General features: G+C 58.7%; 18 protein-coding genes. All 18 read right to left on the bottom strand.

The window, feature by feature from the left end; translation table 11 throughout:
- Positions 1–53: 53 nt before the first annotated feature.
- The gene (locus ACFRMN_RS06900; RefSeq protein WP_383014563.1) at positions 54–245 is read right to left on the bottom strand and encodes an HNH endonuclease; all 192 of its coding nucleotides are present in this window, start codon (positions 243–245) and stop codon (positions 54–56) included.
- A 784-nt stretch (positions 246–1,029) separates the two neighbouring features.
- Positions 1,030–1,332, bottom strand: a complete 303-nt coding sequence (locus tag ACFRMN_RS06895) for a hypothetical protein (protein ID WP_383014343.1) — start codon at positions 1,330–1,332, stop codon at positions 1,030–1,032.
- An 11-nt stretch (positions 1,333–1,343) separates the two neighbouring features.
- The gene (locus ACFRMN_RS06890) at positions 1,344–2,039 is read right to left on the bottom strand and encodes a hypothetical protein (protein ID WP_383014340.1); all 696 of its coding nucleotides are present in this window, start codon (positions 2,037–2,039) and stop codon (positions 1,344–1,346) included.
- A gap of 590 nt (positions 2,040–2,629) precedes the next feature.
- Positions 2,630–2,806 carry a hypothetical protein gene (locus tag ACFRMN_RS06885; RefSeq protein WP_383014337.1) on the bottom strand — a complete coding sequence of 59 codons (177 nt, stop codon included), beginning with the start codon at positions 2,804–2,806 and terminating at the stop codon, positions 2,630–2,632.
- Positions 2,806–3,633 carry a hypothetical protein gene (locus ACFRMN_RS06880; protein ID WP_383014334.1) on the bottom strand — a complete coding sequence of 276 codons (828 nt, stop codon included), beginning with the start codon at positions 3,631–3,633 and terminating at the stop codon, positions 2,806–2,808. The genes ACFRMN_RS06885 and ACFRMN_RS06880 overlap by 1 nt, the downstream gene beginning before the upstream one ends.
- A gap of 457 nt (positions 3,634–4,090) precedes the next feature.
- Positions 4,091–4,387: a hypothetical protein gene (locus ACFRMN_RS06875; protein WP_383014331.1), complete on the bottom strand. Its 297-nt coding sequence runs from the start codon at positions 4,385–4,387 to the stop codon at positions 4,091–4,093.
- On the bottom strand, positions 4,384–4,578 hold the full coding sequence (locus ACFRMN_RS06870) for a hypothetical protein (RefSeq protein ID WP_383014327.1): 195 nt from the start codon (positions 4,576–4,578) through the stop codon (positions 4,384–4,386). The genes ACFRMN_RS06875 and ACFRMN_RS06870 overlap by 4 nt, the downstream gene beginning before the upstream one ends.
- 41 nt (positions 4,579–4,619) lie before the next feature.
- Positions 4,620–5,171, bottom strand: coding sequence for a hypothetical protein (locus ACFRMN_RS06865; RefSeq protein WP_383014324.1), 552 nt, complete (start codon positions 5,169–5,171; stop codon positions 4,620–4,622).
- A 99-nt stretch (positions 5,172–5,270) separates the two neighbouring features.
- Positions 5,271–6,572: a hypothetical protein gene (locus ACFRMN_RS06860; protein WP_383014321.1), complete on the bottom strand. Its 1,302-nt coding sequence runs from the start codon at positions 6,570–6,572 to the stop codon at positions 5,271–5,273.
- Positions 6,573–7,177: 605 nt separating this feature from the next.
- A complete protein-coding gene (locus ACFRMN_RS06855) occupies positions 7,178–7,570 on the bottom strand; it encodes a hypothetical protein (RefSeq protein ID WP_383014560.1) in 393 nt (130 codons plus the stop codon).
- 430 nt (positions 7,571–8,000) lie between these two features.
- Positions 8,001–8,879 (bottom strand): peptidoglycan-binding protein, encoded by an 879-nt coding sequence (locus ACFRMN_RS06850; RefSeq protein WP_383014318.1) that lies wholly within the window; start codon positions 8,877–8,879, stop codon positions 8,001–8,003.
- A 75-nt stretch (positions 8,880–8,954) separates the two neighbouring features.
- The gene (locus tag ACFRMN_RS06845; RefSeq protein ID WP_383014315.1) at positions 8,955–10,169 is read right to left on the bottom strand and encodes a hypothetical protein; all 1,215 of its coding nucleotides are present in this window, start codon (positions 10,167–10,169) and stop codon (positions 8,955–8,957) included.
- A gap of 286 nt (positions 10,170–10,455) precedes the next feature.
- A complete protein-coding gene (locus ACFRMN_RS06840) occupies positions 10,456–11,112 on the bottom strand; it encodes a hypothetical protein (RefSeq protein WP_383014312.1) in 657 nt (218 codons plus the stop codon).
- A 188-nt stretch (positions 11,113–11,300) separates the two neighbouring features.
- On the bottom strand, positions 11,301–12,389 hold the full coding sequence (locus ACFRMN_RS06835; RefSeq protein ID WP_383014309.1) for a hypothetical protein: 1,089 nt from the start codon (positions 12,387–12,389) through the stop codon (positions 11,301–11,303).
- 809 nt (positions 12,390–13,198) lie between these two features.
- Positions 13,199–15,070 (bottom strand): hypothetical protein, encoded by a 1,872-nt coding sequence (locus ACFRMN_RS06830; RefSeq protein ID WP_383014306.1) that lies wholly within the window; start codon positions 15,068–15,070, stop codon positions 13,199–13,201.
- Between the two features lie 787 nt (positions 15,071–15,857).
- Positions 15,858–16,190, bottom strand: coding sequence for a phage tail assembly protein (locus ACFRMN_RS06825; RefSeq protein WP_383014303.1), 333 nt, complete (start codon positions 16,188–16,190; stop codon positions 15,858–15,860).
- Between the two features lie 108 nt (positions 16,191–16,298).
- On the bottom strand, positions 16,299–16,868 hold the full coding sequence (locus ACFRMN_RS06820; protein WP_383014300.1) for a hypothetical protein: 570 nt from the start codon (positions 16,866–16,868) through the stop codon (positions 16,299–16,301).
- A 410-nt stretch (positions 16,869–17,278) separates the two neighbouring features.
- Positions 17,279–17,581 (bottom strand): DUF5403 family protein, encoded by a 303-nt coding sequence (locus ACFRMN_RS06815; protein WP_383014297.1) that lies wholly within the window; start codon positions 17,579–17,581, stop codon positions 17,279–17,281.
- Positions 17,582–17,819 lie beyond the last annotated feature (238 nt).

The following is a 17,819-nucleotide window of genomic DNA, read 5'->3' as shown; positions in this document are numbered from 1 at the left end:
AGGTGGTCACGCTCCGTCGACGCCGGCATTTACGGAGCGTGACAAACCGCAGGTCAGAAGGGTGTGGGGAACGTGTCGTCACCTCGCCATTCCATGAGCGTCTTAGCGCCTTTGGAAAGGTTGCACTTAGCGCACGCCGGAACCATGTTGTCCGCTGTATCAGTTCCACCCTTGGATAGCGGAACCACATGGTCTAGATGCTCGGCCCGTCCGTCCGGGCAGTAAGCGCATCGCCACCGCCACATGGCCATGATTGCCGTGCGGCTGTACTCCTTGTGCTCGGTGCCATAATCCTCGGCCCTACGCCGTTGTGTAAGCGTGTGCCGCTTATCCACGGGGAGACTCGCATAGTACTTCCGGCGATGCTGAGCGGAACGAGCCTTGCGGCACGCGGCACACGCCGATGATGGACGCTTAGCCTTACCAGCGAGAAAGTCAGTAGCGGGCTTATCCCGCCCGCATAGTCGACACGTCTTCACAGTCCCCACCTTCTACGGATTTCCGCACCGCGCGAGACAGCAGCGGCAATAGCATCTACGTACCGTGACCAGTCGGCCCGCTGTTCCACATTCGCGTGAAGCCACAGCGTGTCACCGGTCCCCATCGTGCGAATGTCCCCAAGTGCCGGAGCGTTGGCGTACGTAATCCGGCGATCCATGAAACCTCCCTAGCCACCCTGAACGTTCAGGGTGAGAAACCAAAAAAGGCCCCGTACCACAGCAGTTAGCCATGGCACGGGGCCCAAAGAATGCGGTTAGTCGTCGCCCCCCGTGGGAAGTACGAGCCGCACGTGTTCAGCGGAAATCCACACGACACGCTGTGACTTGCGCCGAGTGAATCCCGACTCATCGCCGGTAGGCTTGACGCGAAGCATGGGCACAAGGCGACCGCCAACTAGGCGAGTGGTCACCTTCTCAACCCGTGCGTCTGTCATCCGTACGCGGTTACCCTGCCGCGCGGCGTAAGCAACCAGGTCTCCCCGGTACAGTTCATCGCCTGCATAGTCGGTGACAACCCCACGCTTTCCCACTAGATCACCGAGTAGCGGGGAGCCTCAGCGACCGGAGTAACTGACACGGTCTCGGTGCCCTCGGTCTCGATCTCGTCCGGCGCGTCTACAGCCTGCGGAGCCTCGGTGAAGTCCACGAGAGACGCGAGAATCACGCCATGCTCAATGTCCCGGCCATCCTCCAGCTTGATAACCTCGGCGTTCTTCGCGTCGAGAACAGGAGCGAGGGAAACAGCCTGTCGGGTGCCGGACGCGCGGACTACGTACATGTCCGCCTCTCCGTACTGGTTCGAACGGCCATCGGTAACGAGGTAAAACGCCATGGTGGTCTCTCCTAGTAATCGGTGTCAGCGTCGTCCGTGATGGCTTCCGCCCACGGCTTAAGAACCTTGATCGCGGGGCGCCGGTAAGAAACCTCGCGCCCCTTCTTCGTGGTGTACTCAACTAGCTCAAGCTCGAACTCAGCCAGAGACTCGCCGCCGACACCCTTTAGGGCCGTCCAGTACTCGTCAAGGAACGGAAGTACCGTCCAGGAATTCGACTGGAAACGGAACACCCCTAGGCCATAATCGTCGGCAAGGCGGAAATTCAGCATGGTGTACGGCTGAGGCCCCCGGCCACTCTTTGCGTACGCCTTACGGTCCTCCATGAGAGCAGGGCAACCACACGGCTTACCCCGGTCCTCATCCATCAGGCTTTCTACGCCATCACAGTGATGAATAAGCTGGTTGGTACGGCTGTAAAGCCGCATGTCGAATCGGAGGGAATCCGGCCCGTCGATAACGACTAGCACCTTATCGACGTCGGTGATGATCTCGTTAAAGTCTTCACCGGCCGTCTCCCACTCACTAGGAGTTCCGCCGAACAGCTCGGCAAGCTTGCCGATTACCTCAGTACTGTCCGTCGTGATTCGGAACGTCGGAAGGGCAACAGCCTGCCCGTTCACCTGACGACCAGAACGGAACCGGCCAACCGTAGTAGCCTCACGCTTGCGCGGCTTAGCGTCCGGGTCGGTCTCGAAGATGCGCATGGATGACAAACTGTTCCCCTCTCGTAAATGGCTTCTGAAACGAGAGGCAACCGAAAATGTCTCGTCCCACCCTGAATGTTCAGGGTGGGTATCCTTGCTGCCCGGTTGCCTCTCTAATTTCTACGAGGGGAGCGTGTTAGTAGCCTTATTCACGACAGCGCGTCATTCCCACGCTACCGCTGTGGACTCAACGTGCCCCGACACGAACTCATAGCTGTACCCTGGCCAGCGACGTTCCCCCGTTACTCGGCTTGCTGCCGGACCGGAAGCGCTAAACGGACCGTAGAACCGTTGAAACACGTCCCCTGTATCCTTGTGTCGAATGTTGACAACAGCGCGGTACAGGCGCGTCTCATCCCCATTAAGCGTGCGTGCCATCGGCCGGACCCCCTCGGAGAAGTAGGCGTCCCACTGGTCGACCGGAATCTCAACGTACGCCGACTCGACCCAAGCAAAGATGCGGAGCGGGCGCGGATACCGTCCGGAACCGTTGTACCGAATCACGTTGCGAACGTTCTTCGCAGTCTCGTGACCCTTCCATTCCTCGTTCCGGTATGGAACGTGGCTGAGAAATGACCCAGGTGGCATGCTCACTGGCTCATCTCCTTACCGGCCTTGACGCCCTCGGTGTACGCAACGTCACTCAGGTACTGAGACGTAGCGAGGATATGATCGCGGATGGCGATAGCGTTCGGATGCTCAGCGAGCAAGAGCGTCATAGAAATGATGGACATCATGTACTCGGCGTCGTTCTGAATCTTGTCCATTACTTGCCTCTCCGTTCCGTGCCAGTAATGATGCGCGCGTTACCGAAGGCACCCTGTGCAAACGGCTTACCAATAACGGTCGAAGAAACCTCACGGTCCCAATCGAACGTCCTTCGCAGGTTCAGGAAGCAACCGAATACCTCGGCATCGAACCGAACTGGCTTGAACTTCCAACGAGTATCCGTGATGTGGAGTACTGCCGCAGCGTCGATGAGCGGCATTGGCTCGCTGTTGCCCTCGGGATCGATAAGCCGGTCAGCGAACCCGTAAGCGGCCATCTGTAGCGCCACCTCGGGGTACGTGTCCTTACTCGTCTTCCAGTCGACAATTACGGTGACAGTCTCGCCGTCGTCACCTGTGATACGCAGCAGTGCGTCAAAGCTACCGGCGTACTGGTGCCTGTCGGACCATGCGACATCTTCCGCGCGAAGTAGCTGCGGCTGAACCTTATCTAGGAACTCCGAAAAGTTCTCGTAGTAGGGGCGCATCTGAGAGGGGAGATCCGCCGGATTGACAACCTCTTCACGAATCATCCGCTCAAACAGGTCATGAGCCTCGGACCCAATACCGGCACGGGTCTTTGTGTACCGGCGGTAGGCGCCCTTAAGGAAGTCGACGGCCCCATCTCGGTCATACTTCGCAATCGACGTGACAGCGGGCAGGTTATCGACCGCCGCCTCTGCCGTCGTCTTGGCCGCCCACGGGGTCAGGAACGGCTTAGGAAGCATCGCAAGTACCGAAGTGACACCCGGTACCCGTTCGTTCGTCTCAGCGTTGACGTAGAAGCGCGAACCCCCGCGCTGAATCGTTGTGACCTTTCCGGCCATGCATACTCCCGAAGTCTGCGGTTACTGTCACGCAGCACTAGGGGAGTCTGTTAGTCGTGTGTCGAATGCTGTTTCTGAGACGCGTTTTGGTTCGGCCCCTACGCGTTATGGCATGACCCATTTTCTTTCTCAGAATCGACATTCGACACTCAGGACAGCAGAAAGCCCCGGTCCTCTCGCTGTGGAGTGGGCCGGGGCCGGGTGTAGCGAGTCTGTTAGACGTTTCTCACCCGTTCCTCTGCTTCATCGCTCACAAACTCTACTGACGCGCCGTACCCCCCTTTGTTGCGCATGACACCGGCCACGGTGGACCCAAGGTGGTCAGACACGTCACACGACAGCACGCTGATCATGTCGCCGTACCTTGCTGTTGCTGGTACGGCGACTTGGTACGTGATGGGTCCACAGTCGGAACCGTGCATAAGGCACCGGCCCTCAGTGATGTTTCGTCTGTCGCTCACGCTCGCTCCTCTCCGGACCTCATGGCCTTAGGGTCCCTGTTGTCAACGACAGTTAAAGTCGTCTCGTTCGGTAGCTCGATACTTGCCGCTCGCCCCGTCTTCAGCGTCTCGGCGAGATCGTTCATAGTGCTGTTCGACAGGTAGTAGTCGAATCCGTCGATCACGTACATGGCTACCTCGCGCAGCGTTGACAGGCGCTCCATTGAGCCACCGTCCTTCACTGGTTCCACGAACAAGAGGTAGTTAGCCGACTCGACGGTTACGCGTTCTTCGCTGTCGTACTCGGTTGTCATTCGCTTGCCCCTTCCTGGCCCCTCAGCGCCTCTAGGAACGCCTCAACCTCGGCCCCTGGGAGTCGGGACCGGTCCTCGGTCAGAATGATGTGTAGCGAGAACCTGAGACCTCGGCGGCGAGCCTCATGTTCTTTCCGCCGTTCCTTTCCGAACTTCCTCTCTTCCCTCGCATTCGCTTCCTCGGTGTCCATCCGTAGGATCTCTAGACCGATGATTCGCGCGCTATTCTCACTCACCGGTGTTCACTTCCGCTCGGGTCCGGGGGAAGGTCGAACGTTCCTCGCGCACTGTGCCACCCCCACAGATAACCGGCCACAACGTCCAGCGAAAGGGCGTGAAACTCGGTCTCGTCGCCGGTCGCGTTCACCACGTAGCCTACAAGCTTTCGACACACGGTGCCGGTTGCGCGCCCGTACGGGTCGTCCTCGGGACTGTCTAGGATGGCTTCCGCCGTGTCTCCGTCCCTGTCCCACGTAAACCGGTAACCAGCGTGGTACATGGTTTCTGTCGCGTAGTTTTCGCGGGCCACAAGATACTCGCTTGCCCCGTCGTACGACTCGACATAGACAAGCTTTGCCCCGTCTTCCGTACCGCCCACATATACACCCGTGGGCGTATTCTCATCCCCAGCGTCGATGTACAGGAAAGCGGCGATCAGGGTTTTCCCGCTTTCGTCGTACACCTTGCCACCCTTGGCGCCCTGATCATGCCGGAACATGTGGCCGTGCACGCCGAACGTGACAAGCTGTCCGGGCCAGTCTCGCGAGATTCCGTCGTCACTCATTTCTTGCACCTTCGCTTTCTCACCCTGAACGTTCAGGGTGACAGATGGACCGGGGCCCCCACTCAGTTTCCCGAGCGAGGGCCCCAACTTGTCGGCCGATTAGTCGCGAGAAAGCTTGGTCAGAGCCTCACCCATCTTGGACATGACTCCCGTGATCTTCTTCCGGAGCGCTTCGGCCTGGTCTGCGTCGTACTCTTCGGCGTTCTCCAGCACCGAGACAAGAAGGTTGCTCACGCTGTCCAGTGCCTCAGCCTGAGTGTCGAACAGGCTCTTTTCGGTCTTCTCTGCACCCTCGCCCTCGCCCTCGCCCTCGCCCTCGCCCTCGCCCTCGCCGGAGGTGAGTTCCGTCTTCTTCTTTGCACCCTCGGCGAGTTCCCTGTTCTTCTCCAAGCGCTTACGAGCCGTCCGCTCCGCGATGCTTTCCGGGTTAATCTTGTACTCACGGAAGAGGATCGTAGAGACGGAAACCCCTTCCTTCTTTGCCATGTCGACCTGTCGCGGGAACAGTTCGGCGGCGCGCTCGGCGTCGTTGTCCATGGATCGGACGAGCTGGGGAAGCAGGGCGGAGAACTGGTAAGAAACCTTGTCGGACAGGTCCTTACGCAGATCGTCGAAGTCGGCAACCTTGTTCTGGTATCCACTGTCAAGCAGCTTTTCGGCCGCCACGTCGTACGTCTTGCCGGACAGCTCACGATACGGGGTCGCACGGCCGTTAAGGTCCGGGTCGCCCTTGGAGTTGAAGGTGCGGAGACGCGCCTCCAGCAGCATGTTTGCGACCTTACCCGCCGTTGCCTGTGCGGTTTCTTCGGCCTTCAGCCCCTCGGCCACGACCGTCGACGTTTCATCGATGATCTCTTCGTAGCCCTGAATCTGCTCAATCGATTCGGTCTTCTCCCGCTTGGCAATCGCGGTACCGGCCGTCTCGCCATTTGCTCGGTTCTGGGCCTCTGCTGCGGCGTTCTTGAGTTCCATCCTGAGTCCGGCGCGCTGAGTTGCGGTTACCTTCAGCAGCTCGGCCTCACCCTGCGTAAGCATTGCCTTGATCTTGTCGGCGTCCGACTTGTTGAGCTTGTCCAGCGATTCAACCATGGCCCGGATGTCCGTCCGAACCGTCTCGAACGTCTCGGCAGCCTTGGCCTTTTCCTCAGCGGTGGCGGTCTTCGGGGCCATTTCGGTCTCCTTGGTGTCGTTCTCGGTGCTTGTGGGGAAGAGCTTAGCGCAGTTGGCGCACACGTTCAACTCGCCGTTGAAGTCGTCCGCCGGTGTGGCAGGCTTACCGTTGCACAGCGTCTCAGTCTCCATGCCGTTGACCTTGACAATGTGGGGGGTCTGGCCCTTGCCGACTCGGGCGACACGCTCACCAGCGGAAAGAACGTCCTGAACCTTAAGCTTCGCGGTCATCGTGGTTTCCCTTCGGTTTGGGCCGACCCCCTGTCGGCCTCACAAGAAGAACAGTAGCGGTCCCCCTGGGGCGTGTCAACTCGCCACCCTGAATGTTCAAGGTGGAATCTATTGCCGCAGGTCAAAGGAACGATTGAGCAAGGCGAACGCGCGAAGTAGCTTTTCGGGAGAGTGGTCGAACGCGCCGAGTGCGATGGCACACCGTCGGCAGATTGTTCCGACAACGGCCCCTGTGTCGCGGCGAACGGCCGCATTATGGTGCTTGGGCTCCTCCGGTGCGGGACTGTCGCAAATTTCGCACGGCTTGCGCTCCAGTTCGTCCAGTACGGCGGGCGGAACCTTGAGATCTAGTGCGCGGCGAACGATATTCCAGTCGGGGGACATTCGGCGAAGATCCGGCGCACGTCCAGAGCGGGAGCGCTGCTCTTGCCGTTTTCGGGTCACGCGTTTTTTGTGGCACTCAGGATGATCTTTAAGGAACCCCGGCTTCTCACACTCTGGGCACACGGGTTTGCGTGTACAGCGGCTGTTTCGTTTCATGGCCAAGCAGTTTACCACAACGCAAAGATGCCCCCACAGCGCGTGAGCACCATGGGGGCATCGGGTCAGAATGGGAGTGTGTCTACGTGCGCGTGTAGGTCAGAGACCGTGCGGTTGTTCACGATCCGTAGGTTCGTTGGGACGCTTTCTAGATCAGTCTCGCTCCTGTGCGTCATCTCCTCCACGCTGGGGCGGATGATCCGGACCGTACGGAACCCTAGCCGAACAAGCGCGTCATGCTCGTTCCGGTATCTGACGTCAGTTACGACAATGTGTCCGTCTGTCATGTTGGCCATGAGGACACGTACCCAGTAGTTAGGATCATGTTCCCGAACGGACTGCCCAACATGTTGCAGGATGCGCCGAACCTCGGGGAACTGTTCCTTCGCTGTATCCCATCCCACGTTTTCGATGAGTTTGGATAGGCGGATGTGGATGTGACCTACCAGCGGGATCATGGGGTCTATCTCTAGTGCCATATCCTTTAGCGGGTCAGCGAACGCAAGCCGCGTGTACCCGAATCGGTCGACCAACCGGGCCCCCACAGTGTCCTTACCTGAGCGAGCCCGACCAATCAGCGCAATATCTCTCATGTTCTTCCCGAGGGGAGCGGGTTAGACGTTCTTTCGGTTCTCCGTGCGCTGTACTGCCTCACCTGCACCGAGAACGGCCGCAGATAGGGCTAGAACAGCCTCGGAGGGGATGTCCGGCACATAGTGAGCCACAAGTGCCACAGCCGCTACAGCGACCGCATAGAACCGCGTAGCGTGAGTCTTGACAAATGCCATGCGTGATCCTCTCGATTGTTACTTACAGTGAGAAACCGCGGGACCGAAGTCGGGGGAAAACGGACATAGGCCCCGCCGGCATTTTCACTCTCTGTTACATTCAGACCTTGGGGACCTTAAGGGCATCCCATGTCGTCTTACCGGGCCACCCGTCCGCGTCCGCCCCGGAGAACCCACGCTTACGCTGCCACTTTGCGTATGAGCGCTTGTCAGCATCGGTCCACTGCGGACCGGGACCGGAGGTATACGCCGAGCATCCCTCGGCAACTAGCCGCTTTCCCATGGCCGTTACGATCGCTGACTTAGGGTTCTTCTTGAACCATGCAGTACCGGGGAACGGCGCATACGTCTTTGCCGGAGCAGGAATCCCCTTTAGCCGTGCCGCAACATCAGCGCGAAATGCGTTCATATCGAACGCTGGACCTGACTTGGATCCGATCGGCCCCTTTGGGTCGATCTTGCGCGACGTTCCTTCCTTGTGACCGATCACAGAGTTAGCCGTCCATCCGTGGAAACGGCAGATAGCAGCGGCCCACTTGACCGCAGCGTCGTACTGTGCCTGCGGGTAGAAGTCGGAACCGTTACCTAGATTCTCGATCTCGATTCCATACGTGCGCGAGTTTGCATCGATAGCGTCCGGACCCGGTACAGGGTGCGTAGCTGACTCCGCAACCATGGCATTGAACGCGTTAGTCGCGAATTCTCCGGCATGGTTCGCGCGCCCGTTACCGACCATGTAAACCGTTCCGGTCTTGGGAAGGTACGAGTTACACAGCGGCCCCGGAAGATCCGCCGTGCCGTTGAAGACAAGCGACTTAGAGTCGGTGCCTGCCGTGTGATGGATCACAACACCGTTCACGGGCCCGAAAGCCTTGATGTGGTCACGGTTGTTGGTTCGCCAACCGGACATCTCGGAAACCGTCAGCCCCTCGGCGCGTAGCGCTGCAACGAACTGATCAGCAGTCATGGGGGTTGCCATAGAAGATCCCTTCAATGAGGGGGACCCTGCCAATAGCCGACGGGGTCCCGAGTCACCCTGAACGTTCAGGGTGGGTTACGCAATGCGTCGGGCGCTGAGGTAACAACCAGACTTTAGGACCGTTGCCGCTGCATTCGACGTACCCTGGGCCCAGCGGAGCGTCAGGCTTCCGGCGGTTGTCCCGGTCTTGAGTGCACCCTTTAGTGATGTACCGGTGGTGACCGAGAATGTATCGGTTGTCCCGATCGTCTGCATACCGGCACCATCGTTGTCGGTCCAAACCATCGTTGCGCCGCTAGGTCCGGTCCATCCGATCGCCATTCCGCCACCGCCGTTTGTCCACACGACTACGGCCTCAACCGCGTATGTCGCATTCGCTACAACCGGTACCACTAGGTGGTTATCGGCGGCCAGAGTTGCCGTACTGGCTCGGCTCGTATCCGCAGACTTGAGCGCGATGTTCTCGGCGATCTGCGCTGCGGGAATCAGGCCAGCAGCGTCTAGTGAGGCAACACCGTTTGCGGTAGCTCGGGCGGTTGTGGCGATAGCTCCAACATCAGCAGCGGCAAGCGTGACCGTGGGTCCGGCCTTACCATTCACCGAGGTGACCGCGTTAGGATCGGCAAGTGTAGGAAGCTGTGCAGCAGGAACCTTGCCGTTTGTCCCGAGTGATGCAATACCGGACGCAATGCCGACGCTAGCCGTAGCAACCGCCCCGATAATTGCCGGAGTAAGCGTTACGTTGCCCGCTCCATCTGGCTGTACGGCGTTCACTGCGGTTACGGTGCCGGAGCCTGCACCGTTCTGTCCCGCTGGACCTTGCGGCCCTGTGTCGCCCTTCACGCCCTGAATGCCCTGGTCGCCCTTGGTTCCCTGTGGGCCGATTTCGCCCTTAGGGCCCGGCGGACCAACAACAGCAACGTACGTTGGCGTATATGGGTCCGTAGGTGCTAGCTCATCTAGCCACGGATCGACTAGTGACTGTGGAATCTTGACAGCGTACGGCTTACGATCGGCCATGCCCTGTAGGCGCTCGGCAACCCAGTAGGCCCAATCGGTCGGATTCGAGCCTGTAGTGTCCGTAGCGGGCAGCGTGACGGTAAACCCGCCCTCGGCATCCAGCGGGATCACTACCGGGCCGGTAACGAACGCCTCGGCTTCCGGGAATGTTAGGGGAGTAGGGGCGAGGAATTCCACTGATCCGGCAAGCGGTCGGCCGTCTGGACCAAGGTACTTGCCGTGCAGTGTCACCGTAGGCACGGATGCCGGTAGGTTGAACAGTGTTGCCACGTTATGCCCCCTCGGTCCCACCCTGAATGTTCAGGGTGGTGTCTGCGTTTGTGGCTACATTCAGCATGCCGCGCAGTTCTGCGTTCTCACGCCGAAGCGCCTTCACTTCCGTTGTCAGTTCCGCTACTTGTTCAGCTAGGCGATCTGCGCGTAGCTTCTGTGCCTCTGCCTCTTCCCGCCACGTGTCCGTGATGCCACGCTTGAACTTCTGTAGCGCAGCAAACACGAACACGAGCACAGGAACGACTAGCTCTAGGCCAGAGAAAATTGATAGATTCATCGGCCTCTACGATCGGTAGTAAGGTTCTGCGATATCTCCGGGGCGGGTGATATCGAAAGTTCCGCCGGAGTACCAGAACCAACCGGCGGTGGTGGCATCCGGTAGGCGTTCCTGTGGAAGACCCACGCAGTAGTGCATGTTCGAGATGTTGTAAGAGCCATCCCACGGGATGTCAATCTGATACCACCCTGAATTCGCAGTCCAGTTGCTAGAACCCTGCGCGCGACGCTCAGCCAGCATTCGGTAGCTGTTAGAGCTGTCGTTGCTGATGTTCATTGGTCGCCAGTCACCAATACCGGTCGACTCATTCTCGGTCGTTAGCTTCGAGAACGCGTAGAGCTGTCGGCCCGGATCACCCTTCATCGGCACACTATCCGGGTTACGGTGTTGTAGCTCAATGGTGTAAATAGCGTCGTCGGCGTCGGTGTAATCCCAACCGAACTGGACACCGTGAATCCACCGGATCTTTCCGATACCGATGCTGCGGCTACCGTCGCTAGGGCCATGAATCGTCATCACGCTACTAGCCGAAATGCATTCCTTAAACTGCGTGCCGTAAGCGTGCCGGAAGGCAGCCACCCGCATTTCAGCCTCGGATCGGCCCTTGATCATGCGATCCGTGATGAACTTCAGCTCTAGTCGGTCGTACTTCAGACCAGACACGTTCGCAATGCCACACGATGACCACTCGTTGTTCCCGAGACGTCCTCGGCCAATAGCGGCCCATTCTGTTGTGGGGTACTGGTCGAAAACCGTCTGAGGAACTGGGCGACGCTCTAGCTCATCAATCCGCTTTTGTAGCGCGCGGATCTCCGTCGTAAGATCCGGGGTAGTCATGCTGGGACGTACCATTAGTTCTCCGTCTCCTTGAATAGGCTGGTCTGAACGAGGGACAGCGTTAGTCGGTCGCTGCCATCCGTAGCAACGGAGACAACCGTCTCGGTCACGGTGTAGTCATCGGCAACCAGATTCAGGAATCCGTCGTCCGTAGTGACACCCACGCTCATACCCGGACGCAGCGAGAGGGGCGAGAACAGCCCAGGATACGTGCTAGCCGTAGGCTGAATGATCGGCGCTGCCTGATAGCGGAGAGCAGAACGCACCTTGTACTGAAGTGCCGTCGTCTGCTTAATGCTGCTCTCGCTCAGAATCTCGTTCACATGCGGAATGCGCGACAGTAGCGCGGGATTGCTGTCCGATGCGTACGGGGTCAGGGAGGCCGTGCCGTCCGTGGCACCAACCGCGTACACGTTGGTAGCTAGCTCCGTTCCGTCAACTGAGAGTTCCGAGAATTCACAGTTCACAGACTGTTGCAGCGAAACACCAGAGTCGTAAGGGTGCCGGTTCGGCGTGTTGTAGATACGGTTACCGATCGTCTTTCCATCGGACACCCAATACGGGTCCATGTACAGGAAGAATCCGCCACCGTAGGTGCCCGTCGACATGTTGAGTGCCGTAACGTCGTCTGCGAGGTCAGCGAACACATCAGCCAGAGACTTGAACTCGTACTTGATCCACGTACGCGTACGAACCATGTTCGTGGGAGTCATTCCGCTGTGATCCGTGTCAATTCCGTCCGTGATAGACGTGATGAGATTCCGGATCATCTGTGTCTGTTCGATGTTCTTATACGTGACGCCGTTTACGCCTGTGTTTCGGTAGGCGTAGTAAGACAGATATCCCTTAGCGGTAATCTCGATTGTACGTGTCGTTAGGTTTAGCCGGTAAGCCCACAGTAGGCCACCCCACATTAGGGACCCGTCACGCTCGATAGCGACACCGGTAATCACGGGGAACAGGTCATCAGGGGTAAGCGATGAGCCGTCGACCTTTGGAACACCGATAGGAATTGAGACCGTAGCCGAACCGGCCTCATCCATGACATAGCCGTAACTCAGCGCAGAGAAGGGAATCTCAGCGTAAACACCCTTGGTCTTCATGTTGTACAGGAGTACGCGGTACGTAGCCACTTAAACCCACCGATCGCGCCACTTGTAAACGGCCGTGCCCGATGCATTCGAGCCGCTGTCGGAAAGAGTTAGGAAGCGTGTACCGGGCGCGTAGTTCGGAGCCTTAGCGGTGAACGAGCCGGAGCCTGGGAACGAAACCCGACCACCTGTCTCAGCGTTCGTCAGTACAGGGTTCGTAAGGTTCGTGAACGTGGCCACCGGGGAAGCAACCCACGAGCCATCGAATTGGACGCGCGTAGTTGCCCCCTTGCGAAACGTTACGGCCGACTCGTCAACTGCATAGATGTACGGATCGGTTGCGAATAGCTCAACCTCATACGCACACGAGAGACGCGCGAACGATGCGTCAAGGGGAGCAGACCGGCGACGAGTACGAGCATTCACATACGCCTCACGACCATTGGCCATACCAGGAATACGGAATGCTAGCCGAGACTCACCAGACACGCCGGGGGAGAACGCGCGCTGAATCAGGTTGTTTGCGGCGCTAAACTCACCTACCGAGTTCGCCTGAACCTGTAGGGAAAGGGCAACTGGGCGACCGCCCATGTAATCGTTACCGGCCCATAGTCCGTCTCGCTGAATAAGCGTTACGTCGTTCGTCCGGATGTCCGGCATGGTCGCGATATCGAAAGTTGTGTAGTTCACGGCGGGTAGCGCCTCGGCATCACCAATCGTGATAGGCCCGTATGAGATCGTCCAGTCAAGCACTATGGAACTCCCAGGGATGGGGGGTGGGTCGAGAACATGCCCCGACCCACCCTGAACATTCAGGGTGGCTATCGCCCCTGCGTACGCAGAGTCCATGCCACCTCTCGCGCAATCTCGTGCGGATCGGCGTTTGTCTCGGCATTAACCGTGACGTTCTGTGCTGGTCGAATGGTCTCGGTCGTGCTGGCACGCTGAGCGTCCAGCGACTTGCGTAGGGCGTCGGCTGTTGCCGCTCCTGCACTGTCAGCCTGTGGAAGTGCGGACAGAACTTCTAGCGGACTGGCCACCTTGCGCATCATCGGTGGTGCCGAAAGCATGATGTCTGCGGAGGATGCCGTTAGGGACATGCCACCAAATCCGCTGTCGTCCGGCACAATCGACATGCCCATAAGTCCAACCTGTGAAATGTCAGGCACACCAGGAATGGCGTTGTACGCCCGAATCAGGCCGTTGATTACCCCGATGATTCCGTTGATTGCCGACTTGAACCCGCGCTCAATCTTGCCCGGTAGGTCTCCAATACCGTTCCAAATTCCCTTGAAGAACCCGACAGCATCAGAGCAGAATGAGCGGATAGAACGTAGGGTGTCGGTCAGCTTGGCAATCCAGTCGCCTAGCCACTCGATAATGGTGCGGACAGCGGGAACCAGGGCGGATACAATGCCCGAAACGAGCTGAGCAATGATCCGAATAATCGGCGTGATGATCGGTACGAGAATGCGTAGGGACGCATCGATAAGCTGAGCAAGAAGAGGCAGTAGTGGCGTGATCGCTACGATGATGTCCATAAACGCCTGCATTAGCGTGCCGAGACTCGGACCAAGCGCGCCCATGATCTGCGTTGCGATATCCACAAACAGTGGAATCAGGATGTTAAGAGCGTCTAGAATCGGCTGAATGATCGCGGGCAGTGCCGAAAGTACCGGCTGTAGCAGAGTCAGTAGCAGTGTGCCGAGCTGAGTTACCAGCGGTGCAAGTTGCATGAAGATTGGGGCAAGTCCGTTCACCAGCGACTCAATGAGCGGAAGTACCGCCATGAGGATCTGTGAGATGACCGGTACTAGTGCCTGAATCAGCGGAACGAGAATCTGTACTGCCTGTGCAACGATCGTTCCAAGAACCTGCCCCAGTAGCGTAAACACTGGAGTAAGAGACGTTAGGATCGGCGTAAGGGACGTGATCGCAGACGAGATTGCCGGTAGCGCTGCCTGTGCAAACGCGGTGAGTCCCGGCATGATTGCCTGAATGGCAGCACCGAGGGCTCCACCTAGCGCCTGTACAAGCTGACCAACAAGAGGGGCGATTGTCTGAACAGCGGGAACCAGTCCAGCCGTTAGAGCGCTAATCAGCGTGACCAGTCCGCCAGACAGACCGTCAAACAGCGGCGCGAATGCCTCCGACAGACCACCTAGAAGGGGACCGAGAGCAGCGAGAATGTCACCTAGTCCGCTGAACAGCGAGTCAAGCGACGCACCGGCACCGTCTGCATGCTCGGACATGGAAGCGAACATCTCGCCTAGGCCCGTACCAAGATTGCCTAGACCGGACTTCAGCCCGTCAAGCACCGGCCCTAGGTTCTGAGTTGCAGTCGTAAGCCCTGGCAGGGCATTCGTTGCCAGACCTAGAACGCCCTCGGTGAGCGGCTGAATCGTCTCAGCACCGGCAGCAAACAGGGGCCCAAGCTGTCCGACGAATGCCTGCACCTGCGGCATGACACCGATAAGTGCCTTACCAAGTGGTTCTGCCACCGTGGCAAACTCGGACTTGATACCTGCTGCTGCCGACTCGAACTGTGCCTTTAGTTCATCGCTTGACGCAATGGCGAGAGCACCGATAGCAGCGAACGCGACCGGAAGCGCAGCGAGAGCGCCACCAGCAGCAACACCGGCTAGACCAATGGCACCGACACCGATACTCGCCTTAGTGGCGACACCGGCCACGCTTCCAAGGGAACCGAGCATTCCCGAGATAGTGCCACCCGCGCGGGACAGTCCGCCGTTACGGTCAACGTCGACATTGACGGTTGCCGTACGGTCTCGGGCGAGACGTGCTAGGCGTGCTTCCGCATCGCCATCATTCAGGTTGACGTTGACTGAGACGTCACGGTTTCGTAGAACGCGCCGTAGTTCAGCGTCTGCACCACGAGTGTCTACGGCAAGGTTGACGCGGATCTGAGACCGACGTTCCACACGGTCTAGATAGCGCTGTAGGGCCGGAGCAAACCGCGTAGTGTCAGGCAGTACCCGGATGCTTACGCGTCCGCGTTCCGTCCCCCCTGGACCGGCCATGTGTACCCCCTAGGGTTAGGCACGCGAAGCTGACCCTAGGGCTTGGGCAACCGATATTCAGGAATAGGCATCGCGTGCGGATTGTTTCGGATCAGAGATTCCGCAGCGCTTACCTTGCGCTTGCGCGTGCCCGGTCGCTCGAACGCCTTTGGCTTGTTCGGCTTACGCTTAGCGTTCTGCGACGACACTGCCCACGTTGTCATGTTGACCGAGTCGATAAGAGCAGCAAGTAGGTACGCATTTGTGTCCCACCCGGTAAACTCTCGGCCGCCTCGGATTGCAGCGACGAAAGCAGATTCTTCCGGAAGATGCGTTACGTACGCGATACAGGTACGGGGTGAAACAGCACCGCAAACAGCATCAGACAGACGGAGACCGTAATGTCGCTGAAAGTCTGCGGCTAGCTCGGCCCCGTACTTGTCGCACATCTCCCGGAGAGTTAGGCTTCCGGGCCCTGTGTCGCCTCACTCCAAGCCTTGATAAGTGCAGCCTTGCCACCAAGTGGCAGTACGTCTAGTACAGCCTTGAACGCCTCGGGCTTGTCGACTACGGCAAGCATGACGTTGTCAATCGCGTCTTCCTGCATATCGGCGTCGGCGCCGTCGGAGTTCACAATGGTTACCGCGTCAGTTACGGCCTTACGCTCATGGCGGGGGAGTACCAGCACAGAGCGGAGCGAGTAAGCCGTACCGTCCGGCCCCTCAAACTCAACAGCCTTGTAACTCTCCTCAACCTCCGTCATAAGGTCATCAAAGGTAAGCTTGTTTGCCATGGGTGGTCCCCTTTAGACGTGTCGTAGTTGGTCCCAAGAAAAGCCCTTCCCCCGGCGGGACCATTACCGAGGGAAGGGAGTCACATCACCCTGAACATTCAGGGTGGGTTATGCGGCGGGCGGCGTAACCACTGCGGTGAAAGCGTCGATGTCACCGAGCGAACCGTCCGAACCGGACAGAATCGTTCCCGAGATAGGGAACTCCAGAAGTGCCGTAGGGTCGAAAGTGATTGCATCCGAACCAAGCAGCGACACATTCGGGAAGTACAGCGGAAGCATCGACGTTCCATCAACAACTACGATGAGCAGTGCCTTAGCCTGAGCGGTTGGCTTGGCTGGAATCTTGAACGATCCGTCAGCCTGAACGGCACCATCGTTGGCACCAAAGTACAGCTTGTACGTGTCGACCGACGCCTGTAGCGCGTTGAGCTTTAGCGAGTACGTGACATCAGGGTTCGTCGTTCGCAGCTTGGGGTTCTGCCACGATCCGCGCGTCTCCGGGTCGTCACCGTCTCGGCCAAACTCGATACCATTCTCTAGCGACGTGTGACCGAGGGAATCCCAACCCGTACCAGGGTTCAGTGGGTCAAACGCCCCCGTGGGCTTAGCCTTGTTTGGAGTAGACAGGTAAACGTATCCGGTACCCGGTAGAACTACCGAGTCATTCTCTAGCGCCATGGGTTACACCTTCCGTGCGGTTCGCGCTGTTAGTTGGTAGGTCGCAATAAAGCGACTCAGATTTGCATAATCACCGGGGCCCGGATTCCATGGGCCGGAAACCTCGGTGAAGTGGGATAGCGAACCCTCGGCATTCGAGAACTGCAACGCGCACGCGTCAACGAGGATGGCTCGAACCTCTCGGCCGAGTCGCGACGCTGAGCGCCGGTCCGTGTGCCACACCTGTACATCCATCAGCGCACGGTCATAGAACCGCGCATCGGGAGCGGCCCCTCCGGCCCGGTGAATAGCCACGAGGGGGCTTGCGGCGTCCCAATCGGCCGGTAGGTCCGCCACGACACGAACGGCCGTTAGGCGGGCACGTACGGCCTCTAGTACCAGGGCCTCAATGTCGGGGAGGATCGGCGTACTCACTCCAGCCCCTTTTCGATCGCGTGAATGCCTCGGACAGGTCGGCCCGTACGGGAATCGATGTGTCCCCAGTTAATAGAGATGGCGTTCCGGTCCGTGATCGCAACCAGCCAGTCTTGCCGACGATGAGGACCGGACGCCTTCACCACCTTGATTGACCGGATAAAGTCACCGGTCTTGTTGTGTGCTGCTGCGGCGTCCCTTACTTTCTGTGCTCGACGTAGAGCCTCATCACGTACCGCGTCATTAACACCAGGAAGATTGGCGAGACGCTTGCCGAGTCCGTTACGAACTGTGGCCACGTTCGATCACCTCGGCAGTAGTGAACCGCGTACGGCCAGAATGCGCGCGTACGGTTGGGGGAGCGACTACCGACCACTCGGCACCGAGCATCGACACACGCGACCACGGACCAGCGGGCAGCGTCTTGCCAAGTAGCTTGTACCGGCGTGGCTGATTCCAGCCGTTCGGATCGTCGGGGGACATGGGTTGCGCAAACGCCGTGACTTCAACCGGCGTACCCTCACCGGGCTTTGTCCC

It is taken from the genome of Streptomyces sp. NPDC056835 (genome assembly GCF_042789485.1).
Classification (GTDB): Bacteria; Actinomycetota; Actinomycetes; order Streptomycetales; family Streptomycetaceae; genus Streptomyces.
This window is presented reverse-complemented; position numbering and strand designations above follow the sequence as displayed.